This is a genomic window from Brevibacterium sp. GP-SGM9 (assembly GCF_047300845.1).
GTDB lineage: Bacteria > Actinomycetota > Actinomycetes > Actinomycetales > Brevibacteriaceae > Brevibacterium.
Genome location: NZ_CP178563.1, coordinates 1,395,591 through 1,411,529 on the forward strand (window position 1 = coordinate 1,395,591; position 15,939 = coordinate 1,411,529).

Annotated in this window: 17 protein-coding genes; 2 read left to right on the forward strand and 15 right to left on the reverse strand. The window is 64.8% G+C overall.

The window, feature by feature from the left end; genetic code table 11:
• Nucleotides 1-76: 76 nt before the first annotated feature.
• Nucleotides 77-484 carry a phage holin family protein gene (locus tag ACH82I_RS06400; RefSeq protein WP_230747527.1) on the forward strand — a complete coding sequence of 136 codons (408 nt, stop codon included), beginning with the start codon at nucleotides 77-79 and terminating at the stop codon, nucleotides 482-484.
• Nucleotides 485-681: 197 nt separating this feature from the next.
• Here ACH82I_RS06400 and ACH82I_RS06405 read toward each other — a convergent pair whose 3' ends face one another.
• A complete protein-coding gene (locus ACH82I_RS06405) occupies nucleotides 682-1,416 on the reverse strand; it encodes an NUDIX hydrolase (RefSeq protein WP_413336265.1) in 735 nt (244 codons plus the stop codon).
• On the reverse strand, nucleotides 1,413-2,159 hold the full coding sequence (gene nth, locus ACH82I_RS06410) for an endonuclease III (protein ID WP_413336266.1): 747 nt from the start codon (nucleotides 2,157-2,159) through the stop codon (nucleotides 1,413-1,415). The genes ACH82I_RS06405 and nth overlap by 4 nt, the downstream gene beginning before the upstream one ends.
• Before the next feature lie 167 nt (nucleotides 2,160-2,326).
• On the opposite strand from nth, the gene ACH82I_RS06415 reads away from it, so the two are divergent.
• Complete coding sequence (locus ACH82I_RS06415; protein WP_230747522.1) at nucleotides 2,327-3,004, forward strand: Crp/Fnr family transcriptional regulator; 678 nt, start codon at nucleotides 2,327-2,329, stop codon at nucleotides 3,002-3,004.
• 59 nt (nucleotides 3,005-3,063) lie between these two features.
• Here ACH82I_RS06415 and ACH82I_RS06420 read toward each other — a convergent pair whose 3' ends face one another.
• The 13 genes from ACH82I_RS06420 to ACH82I_RS06480 all read right to left on the reverse strand — a co-directional run bounded on the left by ACH82I_RS06420 (nucleotide 3,064) and on the right by ACH82I_RS06480 (nucleotide 15,773).
• Entirely contained in the window at nucleotides 3,064-3,828 is a 765-nt protein-coding gene (locus tag ACH82I_RS06420; RefSeq protein ID WP_413336268.1) for an MBL fold metallo-hydrolase, read from the reverse strand.
• Nucleotides 3,825-4,802, reverse strand: coding sequence for a hypothetical protein (locus ACH82I_RS06425; protein WP_413336269.1), 978 nt, complete (start codon nucleotides 4,800-4,802; stop codon nucleotides 3,825-3,827). Before ACH82I_RS06425 ends, ACH82I_RS06420 begins: the two co-directional genes overlap by 4 nt.
• Complete coding sequence (locus ACH82I_RS06430) at nucleotides 4,792-5,265, reverse strand: RidA family protein (RefSeq protein WP_230747519.1); 474 nt, start codon at nucleotides 5,263-5,265, stop codon at nucleotides 4,792-4,794. The genes ACH82I_RS06425 and ACH82I_RS06430 overlap by 11 nt, the downstream gene beginning before the upstream one ends.
• Before the next feature lie 65 nt (nucleotides 5,266-5,330).
• Nucleotides 5,331-5,486 carry a hypothetical protein gene (locus tag ACH82I_RS06435; protein WP_009883339.1) on the reverse strand — a complete coding sequence of 52 codons (156 nt, stop codon included), beginning with the start codon at nucleotides 5,484-5,486 and terminating at the stop codon, nucleotides 5,331-5,333.
• A gap of 245 nt (nucleotides 5,487-5,731) precedes the next feature.
• The gene (locus ACH82I_RS06440) at nucleotides 5,732-8,098 is read right to left on the reverse strand and encodes a transglycosylase domain-containing protein (protein WP_413336272.1); all 2,367 of its coding nucleotides are present in this window, start codon (nucleotides 8,096-8,098) and stop codon (nucleotides 5,732-5,734) included.
• A gap of 55 nt (nucleotides 8,099-8,153) precedes the next feature.
• Entirely contained in the window at nucleotides 8,154-9,092 is a 939-nt protein-coding gene (locus ACH82I_RS06445; protein WP_230747517.1) for a metallophosphoesterase, read from the reverse strand.
• A 39-nt stretch (nucleotides 9,093-9,131) separates the two neighbouring features.
• Complete coding sequence (locus tag ACH82I_RS06450; RefSeq protein ID WP_413336274.1) at nucleotides 9,132-10,043, reverse strand: metal ABC transporter permease; 912 nt, start codon at nucleotides 10,041-10,043, stop codon at nucleotides 9,132-9,134.
• A complete protein-coding gene (locus ACH82I_RS06455) occupies nucleotides 10,043-10,903 on the reverse strand; it encodes a metal ABC transporter ATP-binding protein (RefSeq protein WP_413336276.1) in 861 nt (286 codons plus the stop codon). Before ACH82I_RS06455 ends, ACH82I_RS06450 begins: the two co-directional genes overlap by 1 nt.
• A 2-nt stretch (nucleotides 10,904-10,905) precedes the next feature.
• The gene (locus ACH82I_RS06460; protein ID WP_413336278.1) at nucleotides 10,906-11,952 is read right to left on the reverse strand and encodes a metal ABC transporter solute-binding protein, Zn/Mn family; all 1,047 of its coding nucleotides are present in this window, start codon (nucleotides 11,950-11,952) and stop codon (nucleotides 10,906-10,908) included.
• A 319-nt stretch (nucleotides 11,953-12,271) separates the two neighbouring features.
• Nucleotides 12,272-13,324: an aspartate-semialdehyde dehydrogenase gene (locus ACH82I_RS06465; protein ID WP_413336280.1), complete on the reverse strand. Its 1,053-nt coding sequence runs from the start codon at nucleotides 13,322-13,324 to the stop codon at nucleotides 12,272-12,274.
• The gene (locus ACH82I_RS06470; RefSeq protein WP_413336282.1) at nucleotides 13,321-14,646 is read right to left on the reverse strand and encodes an aspartate kinase; all 1,326 of its coding nucleotides are present in this window, start codon (nucleotides 14,644-14,646) and stop codon (nucleotides 13,321-13,323) included. Before ACH82I_RS06470 ends, ACH82I_RS06465 begins: the two co-directional genes overlap by 4 nt.
• Before the next feature lie 270 nt (nucleotides 14,647-14,916).
• The gene (locus tag ACH82I_RS06475) at nucleotides 14,917-15,150 is read right to left on the reverse strand and encodes a helix-turn-helix domain-containing protein (RefSeq protein ID WP_230747492.1); all 234 of its coding nucleotides are present in this window, start codon (nucleotides 15,148-15,150) and stop codon (nucleotides 14,917-14,919) included.
• On the reverse strand, nucleotides 15,150-15,773 hold the full coding sequence (locus ACH82I_RS06480; protein WP_413336284.1) for a DUF2975 domain-containing protein: 624 nt from the start codon (nucleotides 15,771-15,773) through the stop codon (nucleotides 15,150-15,152). Before ACH82I_RS06480 ends, ACH82I_RS06475 begins: the two co-directional genes overlap by 1 nt.
• Between the last annotated feature and the right edge of the window lie 166 nt (nucleotides 15,774-15,939).

The following is a 15,939-nucleotide window of genomic DNA, read 5'->3' on the forward strand; positions in this document are numbered from 1 at the left end:
ACACCTCTTTGGTGACCGGGTCCGATCAGACTACTCTTGAGTCAGATAGTCCACTTTCCTGTCGATAGGAGCACTCATGGCCGAAAGGTCGATCAGCGAACTGATCAAAGGCATCGGCGACGATTCCAAAGCGATCGCCGAGGAAGAGATCGCCCTGGCCAAGGCCGAGGCGACGGCCGGAGCGAAGAACCTGGGCATCGGTGCCGGACTGGCCGTCGTCGCCCTGTTCTTCCTGTTCCTGTCCTCGTTCATGGTGATCTTCGCGGGAGCAGCGGCCTTCCATGAGGGACTCGGCTGGCCGTGGTGGGGAAGCTTCCTCATCATCTTCGGCATCCTCGCCGTCCTCGCGATCATCCTCGTGCTCATCGCACTGCCCCTGTTCAAGAAGGGCAACCCGGTTCCGGGCACGGCCATCGATTCGGCCAAGTCCCTGGTCGCATCCGTCAAACGGGCCGTGAAGAACCCCTCGGGACCCCGTTACTGAGGGACACCCGCACAGCAGAGCGACACAGACGGCGTCGAACCTTCGGGTTCGGCGCCGTCCGTGCATTCATTCGGCGGGCACGCTCGCGGCCGCCTGGTGCGCGGTGATCCTCGGCATCGCCGTGATCTGGGCAGCCCGACTGTTCTCAGCCAAAGCGGGACGGCGGTGACACGTTCACCCGGGACCGCCTCGGCGAGTCAGAAGTCGATGTCGATCGGCGTCGCGGTGTCCCACGTCGCCGACCAGCCGAGTTGGTCGAGGGCGAAGTCGAGGATGCCGGCGGTGAAGCCCCACACCTTGAGCACTCCGACGTCGAAGGCCGGAGTCGAGATCTTGAGATCGGGTCGGGCGAAGGTGCCGCGGTTGGCCGGGGCGACGAGGTCGGCGATCGCCACCCGATAGACGGAGTAGGACTCACGTTCGTCCATCACCTGCACCGCTCCGGGCCTAACCCAATGACCGATGACGGGGGTGACCTCGAACTTGCTGACGGGGATGTAGAGCGGATCCATCTGCCCGAGCACGTCGACGGAGTCGGGGACGATGCCCGCCTCCTCCTCGGCCTCGCGCAGCGCGGCGGCTGTGAGCGAGGCATCCTCGGGGTCGCGTCCGCCGCCGGGGAAGGCGACCTGCCCGGGATGGTGGCGCAGGGTCGCCGCACGCTGGAGGAGGACGATGTCGACGTCCTCGACGCCGAGTCCGGACAGTCGCGTGAGCTCTGCTTCTCCCGCCTCGGTGCGGGGTGTCCCGCCACGACCGAAGAGCATGAGCACGGCGGCGTCTCGGGCGGTCACCGCACCGGGAGCTTTCGAACGACGCAGCCACAGCGGGGACCCGTGGGAGTCAGCAAGCTCGCTCAGCTGCGCCCGCAGGGCACGGTCCCGAACCTCGGGGTCGTGCGCGGGAGTCCCGCCGAGAGCCTCGGCACTCATGCCGTCGCCTCGGGGGCCATTTCGAATCTCAGCATGTCCCGAGCCTTGTCCGGGTCGAGTTCGCCGATGCCGAAGGACGGGCATACGGCCGTGAGCGGGCAGGCTCCGCAGGCGGGCCTGCGGGAGTGGCAGATGCGGCGGCCGTGGAAGATCACCCGATGCGAGAGGAGGGTGAGTTCGCTGGTCGGGAACAGGGCGGCGATGTCGTGTTCGGCTTTTACGGCGTCGGTCTCCTCGGTCCAGCCGAACCGGCGGGCCAGGCGCCCCATGTGGGTGTCCACGGTCAGTCCCGGGGTGTCGAAGGCGTTGCCGAGGACGACGTTCGCGGTCTTGCGTCCAACGCCGGCGAGTTTGACGAGTTGGTCCATTGTGTCGGGCACGATTCCGTCGTATTCGTCGACGAGTTCGTGCGCGAGCTTGACGATGTTGCGGGCCTTGGCCCGGTAGAAGCCGGTGGAGCGGATGAGCTCCTCGACCTCGACGAGGTTGGCCACCACCAGTGCGTGGGCGTCAGGAAAGGCCCGGAAGAGGCCCGGAGTGACCGCATTGACGCGGATGTCCGTGGTCTGGGCGGAGAGCACGGTGGCCACGAGCAGCTGGAACGGAGTGGCGAAGTCGAGTTCGCATTCGGCGTTGGGATAGACCTCGGCGAGGATGCGATTGATCTTCCGGGCACGCCGAGTCCGGCCCAAAGGGGTCTCCCTGGCGAATTTCCGCGCACTCTTCTCGGCCACCGTCAACACGATTCCCCATCCTAATCCGTGGCTGTGATTTCCGCAGTCACCCACCTCACACGGACCCGGCAGATCTCCTTGTTTCCCAATAGTCAGCCACACTCCCGCGTCTTTGCTGGTATCGATACCGTTGACCAGGTAGATTTATGTGTGATTACCACGACAAGGAGGACACAGTGGACATTGAAGTTGTGCGGGGCGCGACGCTCTTCGCAGGTTTGGACGATGAGGCCACCAGCGCATTGATGAAGTTCATGAACCCGCGGAGTCTCCGTCGGGGAACCGCGCTGTTCCACGAGGGCGAGGCCGGCGATGAGCTCTACATCGTCTCCACGGGTAAGCTCAAGATCGGCCGTGAGTCCTCCGACGGCCGTGAGAACCTGCTCTCCGTCGTGGGACCGGGCGAGATCATCGGCGAGCTCAGCCTCTTCGATCCGGGTCCACGGTCCACCACCGTCACCGCGGTCTCCCAGTCCGAGCTGCTCAGCCTCAAGCACGAGGACCTGACCACCTGGCTCAAGGATCGCCCGCAGGCCGGGATGAACCTGCTCAAGGCCCTGGCTCAGCGTCTGCGCCGGACGAATGAGACCGTCGGCGACCTCGTGTTCTCCGATGTTCCCGGTCGTGTCGCCAAGGCTCTGCTCGACCTGGCCTCCCGCTTCTCGAAGCCGGCTCCGGACGGTGTCCTCGTCGCCCACGACCTCACTCAGGAAGAGCTCGCGCAGCTCGTCGGCGCTTCCCGTGAGACCGTGAACAAGGCTCTGGCCGACTTCGCCGCCCGCGGGTTCATCCGCCTCGAGGCGCGCTCGGTCGTCATCCTCGACATGGAGCGTATGCGCAACCGCGCCCGCTGACTTCAAGTCGTCGACGAACGCCCCGGCCATGTGGTCGGGGCGTTCGTGTATTCACCGATTCATTCCTCGTTCGCCGGCAGGGCGCCGAGGTAGTTCAGCTGGGCCTTGACGATCTGTTCGGCGGCACCGCGCACGCTCGGGTCGACGTCGTGGTAGACGATGTCGCAGACCTCCGAGGCGGTCCTTGCGCCTTCGTCCAAGGCGGCCCTGACCTGGTCGATGCGTTCACGGCGGTGCCGGCGGTAGTAGTCGATCACCTCGGCGGGATTGTCGATCCGCGGTCCGTGGGCGGGTTCGATGATCGAGAACGAGCCGTCGTCGAGGAGGCCGCGGAGTCGGTCGAGTGAGTCGAGATAGTCCCCCAGGGAGCCTTCCGGGTGGGTGACGATCGTCGTCCCCTCCCCGAGGATCGTATCCCCGCTGTAGAGGGCACCGGCGTGGATGAGGCTGATGCTGTCCATCGTGTGGCCGGGAGTGGCGATGACTTCGAGGACATCGGCCGGCGAGTTCCCGAAGGTGATCCGATCCCCGTCGGCCACCGGGTCCACGTATCGGGAGAACCGGTCGAGCACCGCGTAGACGGGGACCTCGGGGGCCCAGTCCTCGACGCTGCCGAGCATCTCCGAATGATCGGCGTGCTGATGGGTCAGCACGATGGCGGCCAGATCCCGGTCGCCCACCTCGGCGAGGAAGTTCCGGCGATGTTCAGCCATCTCCGGTCCGGGATCGATGATCACCGCCGAGGCGTCGTCCTGGCTGGTGAGCACGTAGGTGTTCGTCCCGGTCAGGGTCATCGGGGAGGGGTTGTTCGCGCGGATCATCATGGTTCGTCGGTCTCCTCGTCATCGGATTCAGCATCGTCATCGGCGTCGTTGAAGCTGAGGAATCCCGGGCCCTGGTCGCCTTCGTCATCGCCGACGGCCACCGCGAAGTCGCGCAGGGTGCCCTTGCTGTGCGGATCCCTGCCGGGTTGGATGACGACCTTCCACTCCCCGTCTTCGCTGACGACCTCCGGGCGCAGCGGGTGGAGGCTGCGGACCTGTGCCATGGCCGCCCCGACGGTGGGGATCTCGAGGAGGCTCTCGATGATCAGGCGGGTGCTCGCGCCGATGCTGTTGGGGTCTCCCCCGGCGTCGGCAAGGACTTGGCCGGGACGTTTCCATCCACCGGCGGTTTCGTTCGGGGAGAGGAAGTCGACCTCTTGGCCGAAGGGCACCGTGGCCACGAAGAAGGTGGTGTCGAAGCGGTGCAGCTGTGTGGAGGTGTTGATCCACCGCAGCCAGGGCTTGCACAGGTCCGGGCGAAGCCGGAGGTCGCGTTCGCGCAGTATCTGGGACCACGCGACCTCGTTCGTGAAGAGCCGGGAGCGGGTGGTGTGCCAATCGGACTGCGGTGCGGCTACGACGTCGCGGTCGACGTTCTCGGCCAGAAGGATTCCCGCGGCGGCGAAGCAGATGCGGGCCGCGGCGGAGAAGTGGTTGAGGGCGCGAGACTTGTTCTCGATGTTGAGAGCGCGGGCGCACCGAGCCGAGTTCCACCCGGACAAGGGAAGTTTGCGCACATCACCCGGGCGCAGGCTCGAGGTCGGGTAAGCCCAGCGATTGCGGTCCTCTACTCCCCTGGCGTCGAGCTGCCGGGTGATATAGGTTTCCAGACCCTCGGCGCAGTCCCTGATCAGGACGATCGCCGAGGCGGGCCGTGGAGCTTCGGGGACGGGCATCCGCCCGTCGGACTGCCAGTGATCGAGGAGCCACCGCAGTTCCGACGAGACGGGAAGGGTGCGTCCGCTAAGCGGCATCGCCTTCAACCTCGACGACGACCTCGACCTCGACTGGGGTGCCCAGCGGCAGAGTGTTCACGCCGACGGCGCTGCGGGTGTGCTGCCCGCGGTCACCGAAGATCTCGCCGTAGAGTTCGGAGACGCCGTTGATGACGGCCGGCTGCTGGGTGAAGTCATCGGCGGAGTTGACGAAGCCGGTGACCTTGACGACGCGGACGATCGTATCGAGGTCTCCGATGACTCCGGCGATGGCTGCCAGGGCGTTGAGTCCGGCGGTCCGGGCGAGATCATAGGCGGTCTCAAGATCGACGTCGGAACCGACGTGGCCCGTGGCCGGCAGCTTGCCCTCGACGACAGGCAGCTGACCGGAGGTGTAGACATAGTTGCCGGTGCGCAGCGCGGGCACATAGACACCGGCGGGGGCGGCGACCTGCGGGAGTTCGAGGCCGAGCTCGGCGATGCGATCAAGGGTCTTCGACATGGCTCTTCTTTCGACGGGGTGGATCCGGGATGGTGGGTGTCAGTGGAGCTGGTGCGCTCCTGAGGTCATTCCTTGGGGCGCTTGAGGTACGCGACGAGACCGTTGTTGTCCGGCCCGGGCACGACCTGGACGAGCTCGTAGCCGTCCTCACCCCACTGGTCGAGGATCTGCTTGGTCGCGTGCACGATGAGCGGCACGGTGACGTATTCCCATTTGGTCATGATTCTCCTTGAGTTGTATCCGGCTGAGAAACCCCAGTCTGTCAGGAATCTCGGGTGCACGGGACGAGCATCCGCCACTTCGATTCCAGAGGATCGACGATGGGTGTCGATATCGCTCCCAACACTAACCGAGACCGGACCGTTTCGGCTTGCGACATCGTCATCATGGCAGAAACGGGGCGAGACGATCATGATGATCGTCTCGCCCCGTGTTGCCGTTCGAATCGCCGTTCAACTCGGTGGCGTCAGTTGCCGCCGAGGCCCGGGGAGTCTCCTCCGCCGTCGCCGCCGTCGCCACCATCGCCGCCGCCATCGCCGCCGTCTCCACCGCCGGTGCCTCCACCGCCACCGCCGCCGTTTCCGCCGCCGCCAGTGCTGCCGCCGCCGTTACCGCCGCCGGTGCCTCCACCGCCGCCTCCGGTACCGCCGCCGCCACCGCCGGTCGAGGAGGATCCGCCGCCGCTGGAGCCGCCGCCCGAGAAGTACTTCCCGCTGGGCTTGGGGAAGCCGGTGTTGCCCTTGGTGTGTTTGACGGCCTGGCTCATGTACGCCTGCCAGGTCTTACCGGAGATCGTCGCGCCGAAGACCTGTCCGCTGACCTTGCCGGAGCCGTTCCTGCGCCAGTCCCTGGTGCCGGCCGGGTCACCGGTCCAGACAGCAGTGGACAGCGTCTTTGTGAACCCGAGCAGCCAGGTGTGGCCGACCTCGAAGTTCGTCGTACCGGTCTTCGCACCGGCGGGAACACCGATACCCAGACCGCTGGTCGTACCGCCGTTGAACGTCTGCGTCAGGGCGTAGGACACTCCCTTGGCCACTTCCTTGTCGAGGACCCGTTTGCAGCCCTCTCCGGGAATGTCGATCTTCTTGCCGTTGCGGTCCTTGATCTCGGTGATCGGCTTCGGTCCGCAGAATTCGCCCTCGTTCGCGAAGGTCGCGAACGCCGCCGCCATGGCGATGGGGGTGGTCTCTGTGGTACCGAGGATCGACGATGGGGACAGAGCCTGGATGAAGCCGGACTTGTCCTTGAAGTCGAGTTTCTCACCGCTGCCGTAGCGGATTCCCAGGTCCATGGCGGTGTCCATGATGTCGCACATGTTCAGCTGGTTGCCGATCGCGGCGTACCCGGTGTTCACCGAGTTCTTCGTCGCGTTGATGACGCTCATCGATCCGTTGCCCTTGCCGTCGCCGGCGTTGTTCGGATCCCAGTCACCGGCCATGTTCGGACAGCCGTCGTACTTCCACGAGCTGGCGGGGAAGTTTCGCTTGGTCGCGTTGACCGTGGCGTTGAGGCTCTTGCCCGACTTCAGCCAGGTCGCCAGAACGAAGGGCTTCCACGTCGAGCCGACCTGGAATCCGCCGCCGCCGTTGTGCTTTTTGTCGACGGTGTAGTTGACACTCGTCTTCTTGTTCTTGTCCTTCTTCTTCACCTCGCCCGCGGTGTATTCGCGGTTCTCTGCCATAGCGATGACCTCACCCGTGCCGGGTTCGACCGTCACCAAGGCGTGGCCGGCACCCGAAGGATCGCCCACGGGAACCCGGCTCTTGATCTGCTTGTCGGCGATCTTCTGGATGTCCGGATTGAGGCTGGTCTTGATCGTCAGACCGCCGCGCTGGAGCTTCGCGATACGATCATCGACGGTCTTGCCGAAGGATTTGTCGTTCTTGATCACGTTGACGACGTAGTCGCAGAAGAATTCGGCTTTGCTCTTGGCCGCGGAGCAGCCGTTCGGCGTCTCATGCAGGTCGAGGTCGAGGTCGGTCTTGACCGCTTTGTCGTATTCCTTCTGCGTGATGTGCTCGTACTTGAGCATCTGTCCCAGCACCGTGTTCCGGCGCTTGAGGACCTGGTCGGGGAACCGCTGCGGGTTGTAGGCCGAAGGGTTCTGCACGATGCCGGCGAGCATCGCCGACTGCTGGATGTTGAGATCCTTGGCGTGGATCCCCCAATACTTGTACGCCGCCGCCTCGACACCGTAGGCATTCGGCGAACCGGAGTAGTTGTTGATGTTCATGTAGCGGTTGAGAATGTCCTTCTTGTCGTACTTCTTCTCAACCGCGACCGCGAGCTTGGCTTCGCGCAGCTTTCGGGCATAGCCCGCGGTGCCTTCGGATTCCTTGGCCGCCGCGACACCCTCGGAGTTCTCTTCAGCGTGGGCGTTCTCCGCGAGCACGTTCTTCACGTACTGCTGGGTCAGCGTCGATCCGCCCTGAGTCGTCGAGGACACAAGATTGTGCACCGCGGCACGGGCGATGCCCTCGATGTCGACGCCGCCGTGTTCGAAGTACCGATAGTCCTCGACCGCGATCGTCGCGTTCTGCATGTCCTGAGAGACCTCGTCGAGAGGCACCTCGACCCGGTTCTGCCAGTAGAACTCCGCGAGCTCCGAACCATCGGAGGCCTGCATCGTCGACTTCTGGCCGAGATCCTGGATCTCCAGGGTGGCGGGAAGCGAATCGAAGATCTCGACGGCGCTGTTGGCACTGGCAGTTGCGACACCGACTCCGGGGATGGCAAGACCAGCGGCGACGATTCCCGCCACCGCGCTGACGGCGACGAACTGTGCGAACGCGCCCATCTTGGTCGGATTCGGATTTGACTCAGGAGACACCATGAAACCAAGTTTAGCGAATACGACTTGTGCAAATCTTCAGAAATCGATGAACGAGCTAACTTCTCGGCACCAGAGTGAGCAGGCTGACCTCGGGCCGACAGGCGAAACGCACCGGTGAGAACGGTGAGAAGCCCAAACCGGCCGAGATCTCCACCGTCGATTTTCGGTAGCCGAAGACACCTCTCGCGCGTGTCCGATCGAGATCGCAGTTCGTCACCGGGGCACCCCAGAAGGGCACCCGGATCTGTCCACCATGGGTGTGGCCGGTCATGATCAGGTCCGCCCCCGCCGAGGCGAACGCCTCCAGGGTCCGCGAATACGGCGCATGGGTCACGCCCACCTTCAGGCCCGCTTCGGCGGCGAAACGGGGGTACTCCAGCTCCGCCTCGGCGACTCCGGAGTCCTCGTCGAAGCGGATCCGGTCACGGTCGATATGGGCATCGCCCAAGCCGCATAGGTCGATCCGGGTGCCGCGGATGGTCAGGCTCACCTCGGCGTTGTCGAGGAGATGCCACCCGCGAGCGCCCGGTCGCTCGGAATCCGGTTCGAACCCGCGCACCAGCGCCTTGACGTCGAGATCGGGCTCGACCCGGTGCTTGACCTCGGAGGGTGAGCGCAGATACTTCGCGGGGTTCTTCGCCTGCGGGGAGAAGAAGTCGTTGGAGCCGAGGACGAAGACGCCGGGGACGTCGAGCAGGCCGTCGAAGACGTCGATGACCTCCGGCACGATATCGGCCGAGAGATTGTCTCCGGTGTTGACGACGAGGTCGGGCTCCAGGCGGGTCAGGGCCTTGACCCAGGCCGCGCGATGCTTCTGCCAGGGAGCCAGATGCAGATCGGAGACGTGCAGGACTCTCATCGGCTCGGCCCCAGCGGGAAGGATCGGCAGGGTGTGGCGACGGATCGCGAAGAGGTGCGGTTCGATGCCCGCAGCCCAGATGCCGGCGGCCGCGGGAACGGCGAGAGCCCCGGCGAAAAGTGCACGTTTCTTCATTCCGACAACTCTATCCGCTCCCCCGGACACTCCCCGCCGTCAGGGAGTGGTGAGCGCTGGGGCTTCGTGCTGCCGTGCGGCGCGGACCGTGCGTCGGCGGTGCAGGGACTTCATGCGGCGACCGCCGATGATGCGGCAGACGAGGTAGATGAGGAAGGAGATGGTCGTGACGAAGGGGCTGATCGGAACCACCGGTGAACCCAAGGCAATGAGGATGCCGCCGACGGAGGCGGTGACCGCGAAGATCACGCTGAGCACGGGCACCCATACAGGGGATGCCGAGACCTGAGTGGCCGCGGCAGCCGGGGTGATGAGCAGAGCGAGGACGAGCAGGACGCCGACGACCTGGACGCTCAGGGCCACGGCCAGGCCGAGGGTGAGCATGAAGACGATCGTGAGCACGGAGACCGGCACTCCCTTGGCCCGAGCCACCTCCGGGTCGAGGCTGGCGAACATGAGCGGTCGCCAGACGAGTGCGAGGACCGCCAGGACGACGAGGGAGCAGATGACGAGGGTCCTGATCTGTCCCGGCGTGATCGCGACGATCTGGCCGGTCAGCAGCCCGAACTTGCTGGCCGCACGTCCGTCGTAGAGCGCGAGGAAGAGGATCGCCAACCCCAGGCCGAAGGGCATGAGGACACCGATGATGGCATTCTTCTCCGAGGCCTTCGCCCCTCCCACACCGATGATGAGGGCCGCGATGATCGATCCGATGATCGATCCGCCGACGACGTCGAAGCCGACGAGGAGGGCGAAGGCGGCACCGGCGAAGGACAGCTCGGAGACTCCGTGGACGGCGAAGGGGATGTCGCGGGCCATGACGAAGACGCTGATGAGTCCGCCGACGACCCCGAGCAGCGCGGCGGCGACGAGTGAGTTCGCGAGCAGTGCGACGAGCTCGCCGTAGTCCTCGAAGGTGAAGAGGGTGCCGAAGATCTCTGCGGCGCTCATCAGATCGCACCCCTTTCCGGGTCGAATTCATCGGAGTGGACATGGTGGTTGACGCATTCCTCTTCGCCACCGACGACGACGAGCCGCCCGCCGACGCGGACCACCTCGACCGGGGAGCCGTAGAGCCGGCTGAGCGATTCGGTAGTCATCACCTCCGAAGGTGTGCCGATGAGGAAGTGTCCGCCGACGATGTAGAGGATCCGGTCGACGTAGGGCAGGATCGGGTTGATCTCGTGGGTGACGAAGACGACCGAGGTGCCGCGTCTGACGCGCTGCTCGTGCAGGAGCGCGGCCACGACCTTCTGGTGGTGCATGTCCAGAGAGAGCAGCGGTTCGTCACAGAGGAGCACCGAGGGATCGTTGGCCAGGGCTTGGGCGACTCGCAGCCGCTGCAGCTCACCGCCGGAGAGTGTGCCGGCGGGGGCGTCGGCGTAGTCCTGCGCCCCGACGGAGGCGAGCAGTTCGTCGACCTTCTTCTTCCGACCTCGGGAGAACAGGCCTGTCCCCCATCGGTGGCCGTCGATGCCCATGCGGACGAGGTCGCGTCCGCGCATCGGAGTGTGCGGGTCGATTCCCCGCTGCTGGGGAATGTAGCCGATCGCCGAATTCCCCGAATGGACGCGCCGCCCGCTGACTTCGGCCGATCCCGTCGACAGGGTGTTCTGGCCGAGGAGGACCTTGAGCAGGGAGGTCTTGCCGGTGCCGTTGGGGCCGAGCACGGCGACGAACTCGCCCGGTGAGACATCGAGATCGAGGTCGTGCCAGAGCACGCGATCGCCGAATCGCAGTTCGGCGTCGCGGAGTCGAATCACCGGCTCCCGCACGGAAGGTTGCACGGAAGCGTCGGATTCCTTGGCCATTGTCAGTGATCATGCCCTTCGAGTGCTGTGGAGATGTCGGTGATGTAGTCGCCCATCCAGTCCGCGTAGTGCGTATCGGCGGGCATGGTCTCGCCGAGGTCGACGACCGGAACATCGGATTTCTCGGCCGTGGTCTTCAGCTGCTCCGCCTGCGGACCGGCCGCCTGTGTATTGTACCCAAGCAGCACTGCCTCTCCGTCGGAGATCTGCTTCTCGGCGTCCTTGAGCACGAGTGGCGGCACGTCGTTGCCCTCTTCGACGGCCTCGAGGAACTCGTCCGAGGTGATGTTCTCCAGGCCCATGTCCTCAAACAGCCACAGCGGCACCGGTTCAGTCGCCGCGACCTTCTCGTCCTCGTGGTCCTTCTTCACATCGTCGATCTGCGTCTGCAGCTCGTTCAGGGTCTTTTTGTAGTCCTCGGCATTGGCCGTGAAGTCGTCCTTGTGCTCGGGCAGGGCCTCGCCGAGGTGGGTCGCGACTTCGTCGACGAGCTTCGTCATCGTCGGCACCGAGTACCAGAGGTGCTCGTTGAACTCGCCGTGGTCGTGGCCGTCTTCGGAATGGTCGTGGCCGTCTTCCTCATCCTCGTGGGTGTGGCCGCCGGCGTGAGCCTCATCGTCGTGGCCCGACTCGTCACCGTGGTCGTGGGGTTCGTTGCCGAGCCCTTCGGAGCCGGGCAGCCCGGAGATCGACACGGCATCGAGGGTCTCGACATCGGCGTCGGAGGCTTCGAGCATCGTCGTCATGAATGCGTCGTAGCCGCCTCCGTTCTCGACGACGAGGTCGGCCTTCGAGAGCTTGAGGCGATCCTGGGTGGTCGCTTCGTAGTCGTGGGGATCCTGGTTGGGATCGTCGATGACGGGAGTCACCTCGGCGAAGTCCCCGGCCACCTGGGAGACGATATCGGCGTAGACGTTCGTCGAGGTCACGACCGAGAGGTCGGCATCGTCCGCATCCGCGCCGGAGGCTCCTCCCCCGCACCCGCTGAGGGCGAGGGCCGAGGTCAGGGCGATGGCCCCGGTGGCGAATCCGAGTCGGGAAGGTGTCATGGTGGACCTTTCGGGAGTGTGCGCGGTGATCAAGGTTTCAACGACGATCACACTACTCAGACTCGGGACCCACCACTAATATAAATATTTATATATAGCACTACGTTTATGCGTGGTCGGAGACGTCGGTCCCGACGCAGATGTGCACCGTTGCAACGCCAGGCCTGAAAAAGTTGTCACCAGTGACGACTTTTTCGAGCTTCGCATTGATCCACGCGAATCCCGTGCCCGGCATGGGCTCGACATGACGACGAACCGCCCGGGAGCATGTGCTCCCGGGCGGTTCGTCTTCGGCTCGGCCGACTCTGGCTCAGTCGCCTCAGGCGGCCTGCGACTCGAGCTTCTTCGCGAGCAGCGCCGCGATCTGCACGGTGTTGAGTGCCGCGCCCTTGCGCAGATTGTCATTGGCGACGAAGAGGACGAGGCCTCTGCCCTCGGGCGCGGACTGATCGGCGCGGATGCGGCCGACATAGCTCGGGTCCTTGCCGGCGGCCTTGAGCGGCGTGGGCACCTCGTCGAGTTCGACTCCCGGAGCCGCAGCGAGCACCTCGGCGGCGCGGGCCGGGGTGATGTCGGCGTCGAATTCGGCGTGGATGCTCAGGCTGTGGCCGGAGAACACGGGCACCCGTACACAGGTGCCGGCGACGAGGAGATCCGGCTTGCCGAGGATCTTGCGGCTCTCGTTGCGCAGCTTCTTCTCCTCATCGGTCTCGAGCTCGCCGTCGTCGACGATGGATCCGGCCATCGGCAGCACATTGAAGGCGATGGGCTCGACGTAGGAGTTCGGCTCCGGCAGGTCGACAGCGGACCCGTCGCGGACGAGCTTCCGAGAGTCGGCGACCCCGGCCTCGAGCTGACCGGCGAGTTCCTCGACTCCGGCCAGACCGGAACCGGACACCGCCTGGTAGGTGCTGACGATGAGGCGACGCAGACCCGCCTCGGCATCGAGGGCCTTGAGCACGGGCATCGCAGCCATCGTCGTGCAGTTCGGGTTGGCGATGATGCCCTTGGGCAGGGTGTCGAGCGCCTCCGGGTTGACCTCGCTGACGACGAGCGGAACCTCAGGATCCGAGCGCCAGGCCGAAGAATTGTCGACGACGATGACTCCGGCGGCGGCGAAACGCTCCGCCTGACCACGGGAGGTGGCTCCACCGGCGGAGAACAGTGCGATGTCGAGTCCGCTGGGATCCGCCTCGGCGGCGTCTTCGACGGTGATGGACTGTCCCTTGAAATCGACGGTCTTGCCCGCGGACCTCGCCGAGGCGAAGAGGCGCAGGCTCGCGATCTCGAAACCGGGGTTCTCTGCCAGCAGATCGAGCATGACGCCGCCGACCTGACCGGTCGCTCCGACTACTCCGATATTCACACTCATCGTCCGGTACCTCCGTAGACCACTGCTTCGTTGTCATCACTGTCGAGTCCGTAGGCCGCATGGGCGGCGCGGACGGCGTCGTCGAGCAGGTCTTCCCTGGTGACGACGCTGATGCGAATCTCCGAGGTGGAGATCATGTCGATGTTGACCTGGGCTTCGCTCAGGGCCTCGAACAGAGTCGCGGTCACGCCCGGGTGGGAGCGCATTCCCGCGCCGACGACGGAGAGCTTGCCGATCTGGTCGTCGTAGCGGACCTGGTCGAAGCCGATCGAGGCCTTCGCCGCATCGAGAGCCTCGAGTGCCTTGGCACCGTCGGTCTTCGGCAGGGTGAAGGAGATGTCGGTCTTGCCCGGTTCCCGAGTGGAGATGTTCTGGACGATCATGTCGATGTCGATCTCCTGGCCGGCCACGGTCTTGAAGATCTCGGCGGCCTTGCCGGGAACGTCGGGGACGCCGACGATCGTCAGCTTCGCTTCGGAGCGGTCGTGCGCGACTCCGGAGATGATTGCCTGTTCCATGGTGGACTCCGTTTCTGATTCCGCTTCCGGGGTCGATGGTCCCCGCCCCTGTCGGAAGGCTTCTGGGATGGGTGAATCGGTCACCCAGGTTCCTTGGTTGCGAGAGAATGAGGACCGCACGTGGACGGGCACGTTGTAGCGGCGGGCGTATTCGACGCAGCGGAGCATGAGGACCTTGGCGCCCGAGGCGGCCATCTCCATCATCTCCTCGTAACCGATCTCATCGATCTTGCGTGCCGTGGGCACGATGCGCGGATCCGCGGTGAAAACACCGTCGACATCGGTGTAGATCTCGCACACATCGGCGTCGAGGGAGGCCGCGAGTGCCACGGCGGTCGTATCCGAGCCGCCGCGACCGAGTGTGGTGATGTTCTTCGCGGTCTGACTGACTCCCTGGAAGCCGGCGACGATGGCCACGTAGCCTTCATCGAGTGCCGAACGGATGCGGCCGGGGGTGACGTCGATGATGCGGGCCTTGCCGAACTGCTCATCGGTGATGACTCCGGCCTGGGATCCCGTGAAGGACTGGGCTTCCTCGCCGAGGTTGGCGATCGCCATCGCGAGGACCGCCATCGAGATGCGCTCACCGGCAGTCAGGAGCATATCGAGCTCACGGGCCGGGGGCATGGGAGAAACCTGTTGGGCCAAGTCGATGAGATCGTCGGTGCTGTCCCCCATGGCCGACACCACGACGACTACTTCGTGACCGGCCTGACGGTATTCGACAATTCGCTTGGCCACCCGCTTGACCGATTCTGCATCGGATACCGAGGACCCACCGAACTTCTGGACGACTATGCTCACTGCAGTCTCTTCCTTATCGCTGATAAGTTCCGTGCCGGGCGATCGATTCCATGGTTCCAAACATGGAGGTCTCGTGCTGCATCGATCAGGATTTCAGCCGTGTCGGCTAACCGGCACCTCGACCATTGTATGAGGTCGCTCATCTCACTTCACGGCCGCCCGTCATTCAGACACCCCGGTGACCTCGCTGAATGGATGGCGCGAACACCCCGATGGCCCTCCCAGCGGGCGCTGGGAGGACCAGGAGGGCCCTCGGCTCGCGTCGTGGCCTCAGGATGGATCGGCTTCGACGGTGAACAGGTCACCGGGCTGACAGTCGAGCGCCTGACAGAGAGCGATGAGCGTGGAGTATCTGATCGCCTTCGCCCTGTTGTTCTTGAGCACCGAGAGGTTGGCCAGGGAGACTCCCACACGCTTCGACAGTTCGGTCAGACTCAGTCCGCGCTGGGTGAGCAGCGCATCCAGATGGCAGTTGACCTTGAGGTTCGCGAACTCTTCGACCATCAGACGAGACCTTCGAGCTCTTCCTGCGCGACTCTTCCCGAACGGAAGCAGCGGCGCAGGAGCTCGGCTCCGCCGACGACGCCGAGGACGAGGAAGGCCTGCATCGTGGTGACACCCGGTCCCACCCCGTTCGCGATGCCGATCTCTGCCGAGACCCAGTTGCTGCCGAGCACCATCGTTGCGAAATAGAGGACGAAGCCGATGGTCACGACCCACTCGAGCGCACTCAGCGCCTTGATCGAGCGCGTCGTGAACGGCGTTCCCGCGGCGATTGCGCGGATGACGGGCACGATCGCGATTGCTGCTCCGAGGAACGTGAGGATCACTGCGATCTTCGCGATGATGACCAGGACCAGGGCGCCGGCGGCTATGTCGCCCGTCGACACCGTGATCTGAGTGAGCCCGCTCAAGGCCGCGGTCGCCTCGGGGAAGTCGAGCGTCGAGACGGCATCGGACTCGAACTGCAGAGGCAGCCTGATTTCGGAGTGGACGAGGTCGGTGATGAGCTCGGTGACGGCGAAGACGACGTAGAAGCCGATCGCCAGACCGACCCAGAGCTCGTAGCCGGCGCCGAAGGCCTTGCGCTTTTCGGGGTGTTCGTTGCGTCCCGTATTCGGTGACATGACTGCGCCTTCCCTTGGTGGCCGTTCCCGCCTTGTCCCTAACCCTTCGAGTCCATGGACTCTGCGAGCGACCAAGCGATTGCTATCGTTCTTCGATATATCGATAAACAACATACTTCACGATAATCGATATGCTGTCAAGGGTCGCGGCACAACCGGGGCGGGG

Excerpts from the sequence above, each read along its gene's own strand:
- ACH82I_RS06400 (WP_230747527.1), top strand. The coding sequence starts at position 77 with ATGGCCGAAAGGTCGATCAGCGAACTGATCAAAGGCATCGGCGACGAT.
- ACH82I_RS06405 (WP_413336265.1), bottom strand. The coding sequence starts at position 1,416 with ATGAGTGCCGAGGCTCTCGGCGGGACTCCCGCGCACGACCCCGAGGTT.
- ACH82I_RS06420 (WP_413336268.1), bottom strand. The coding sequence starts at position 3,828 with ATGATGATCCGCGCGAACAACCCCTCCCCGATGACCCTGACCGGGACG.
- ACH82I_RS06425 (WP_413336269.1), bottom strand. The coding sequence starts at position 4,802 with ATGCCGCTTAGCGGACGCACCCTTCCCGTCTCGTCGGAACTGCGGTGG.
- ACH82I_RS06430 (WP_230747519.1), bottom strand. The coding sequence starts at position 5,265 with ATGTCGAAGACCCTTGATCGCATCGCCGAGCTCGGCCTCGAACTCCCG.
- ACH82I_RS06435 (WP_009883339.1), bottom strand. The coding sequence starts at position 5,486 with ATGACCAAATGGGAATACGTCACCGTGCCGCTCATCGTGCACGCGACC.
- ACH82I_RS06440 (WP_413336272.1), bottom strand. The coding sequence starts at position 8,098 with ATGGTGTCTCCTGAGTCAAATCCGAATCCGACCAAGATGGGCGCGTTC.
- ACH82I_RS06445 (WP_230747517.1), bottom strand. The coding sequence starts at position 9,092 with ATGAAGAAACGTGCACTTTTCGCCGGGGCTCTCGCCGTTCCCGCGGCC.
- ACH82I_RS06450 (WP_413336274.1), bottom strand. The coding sequence starts at position 10,043 with ATGAGCGCCGCAGAGATCTTCGGCACCCTCTTCACCTTCGAGGACTAC.
- ACH82I_RS06455 (WP_413336276.1), bottom strand. The coding sequence starts at position 10,903 with ATGGCCAAGGAATCCGACGCTTCCGTGCAACCTTCCGTGCGGGAGCCG.
- ACH82I_RS06460 (WP_413336278.1), bottom strand. The coding sequence starts at position 11,952 with ATGACACCTTCCCGACTCGGATTCGCCACCGGGGCCATCGCCCTGACC.
- ACH82I_RS06465 (WP_413336280.1), bottom strand. The coding sequence starts at position 13,324 with ATGAGTGTGAATATCGGAGTAGTCGGAGCGACCGGTCAGGTCGGCGGC.
- ACH82I_RS06475 (WP_230747492.1), bottom strand. The coding sequence starts at position 15,150 with ATGGTCGAAGAGTTCGCGAACCTCAAGGTCAACTGCCATCTGGATGCG.
- ACH82I_RS06480 (WP_413336284.1), bottom strand. The coding sequence starts at position 15,773 with ATGTCACCGAATACGGGACGCAACGAACACCCCGAAAAGCGCAAGGCC.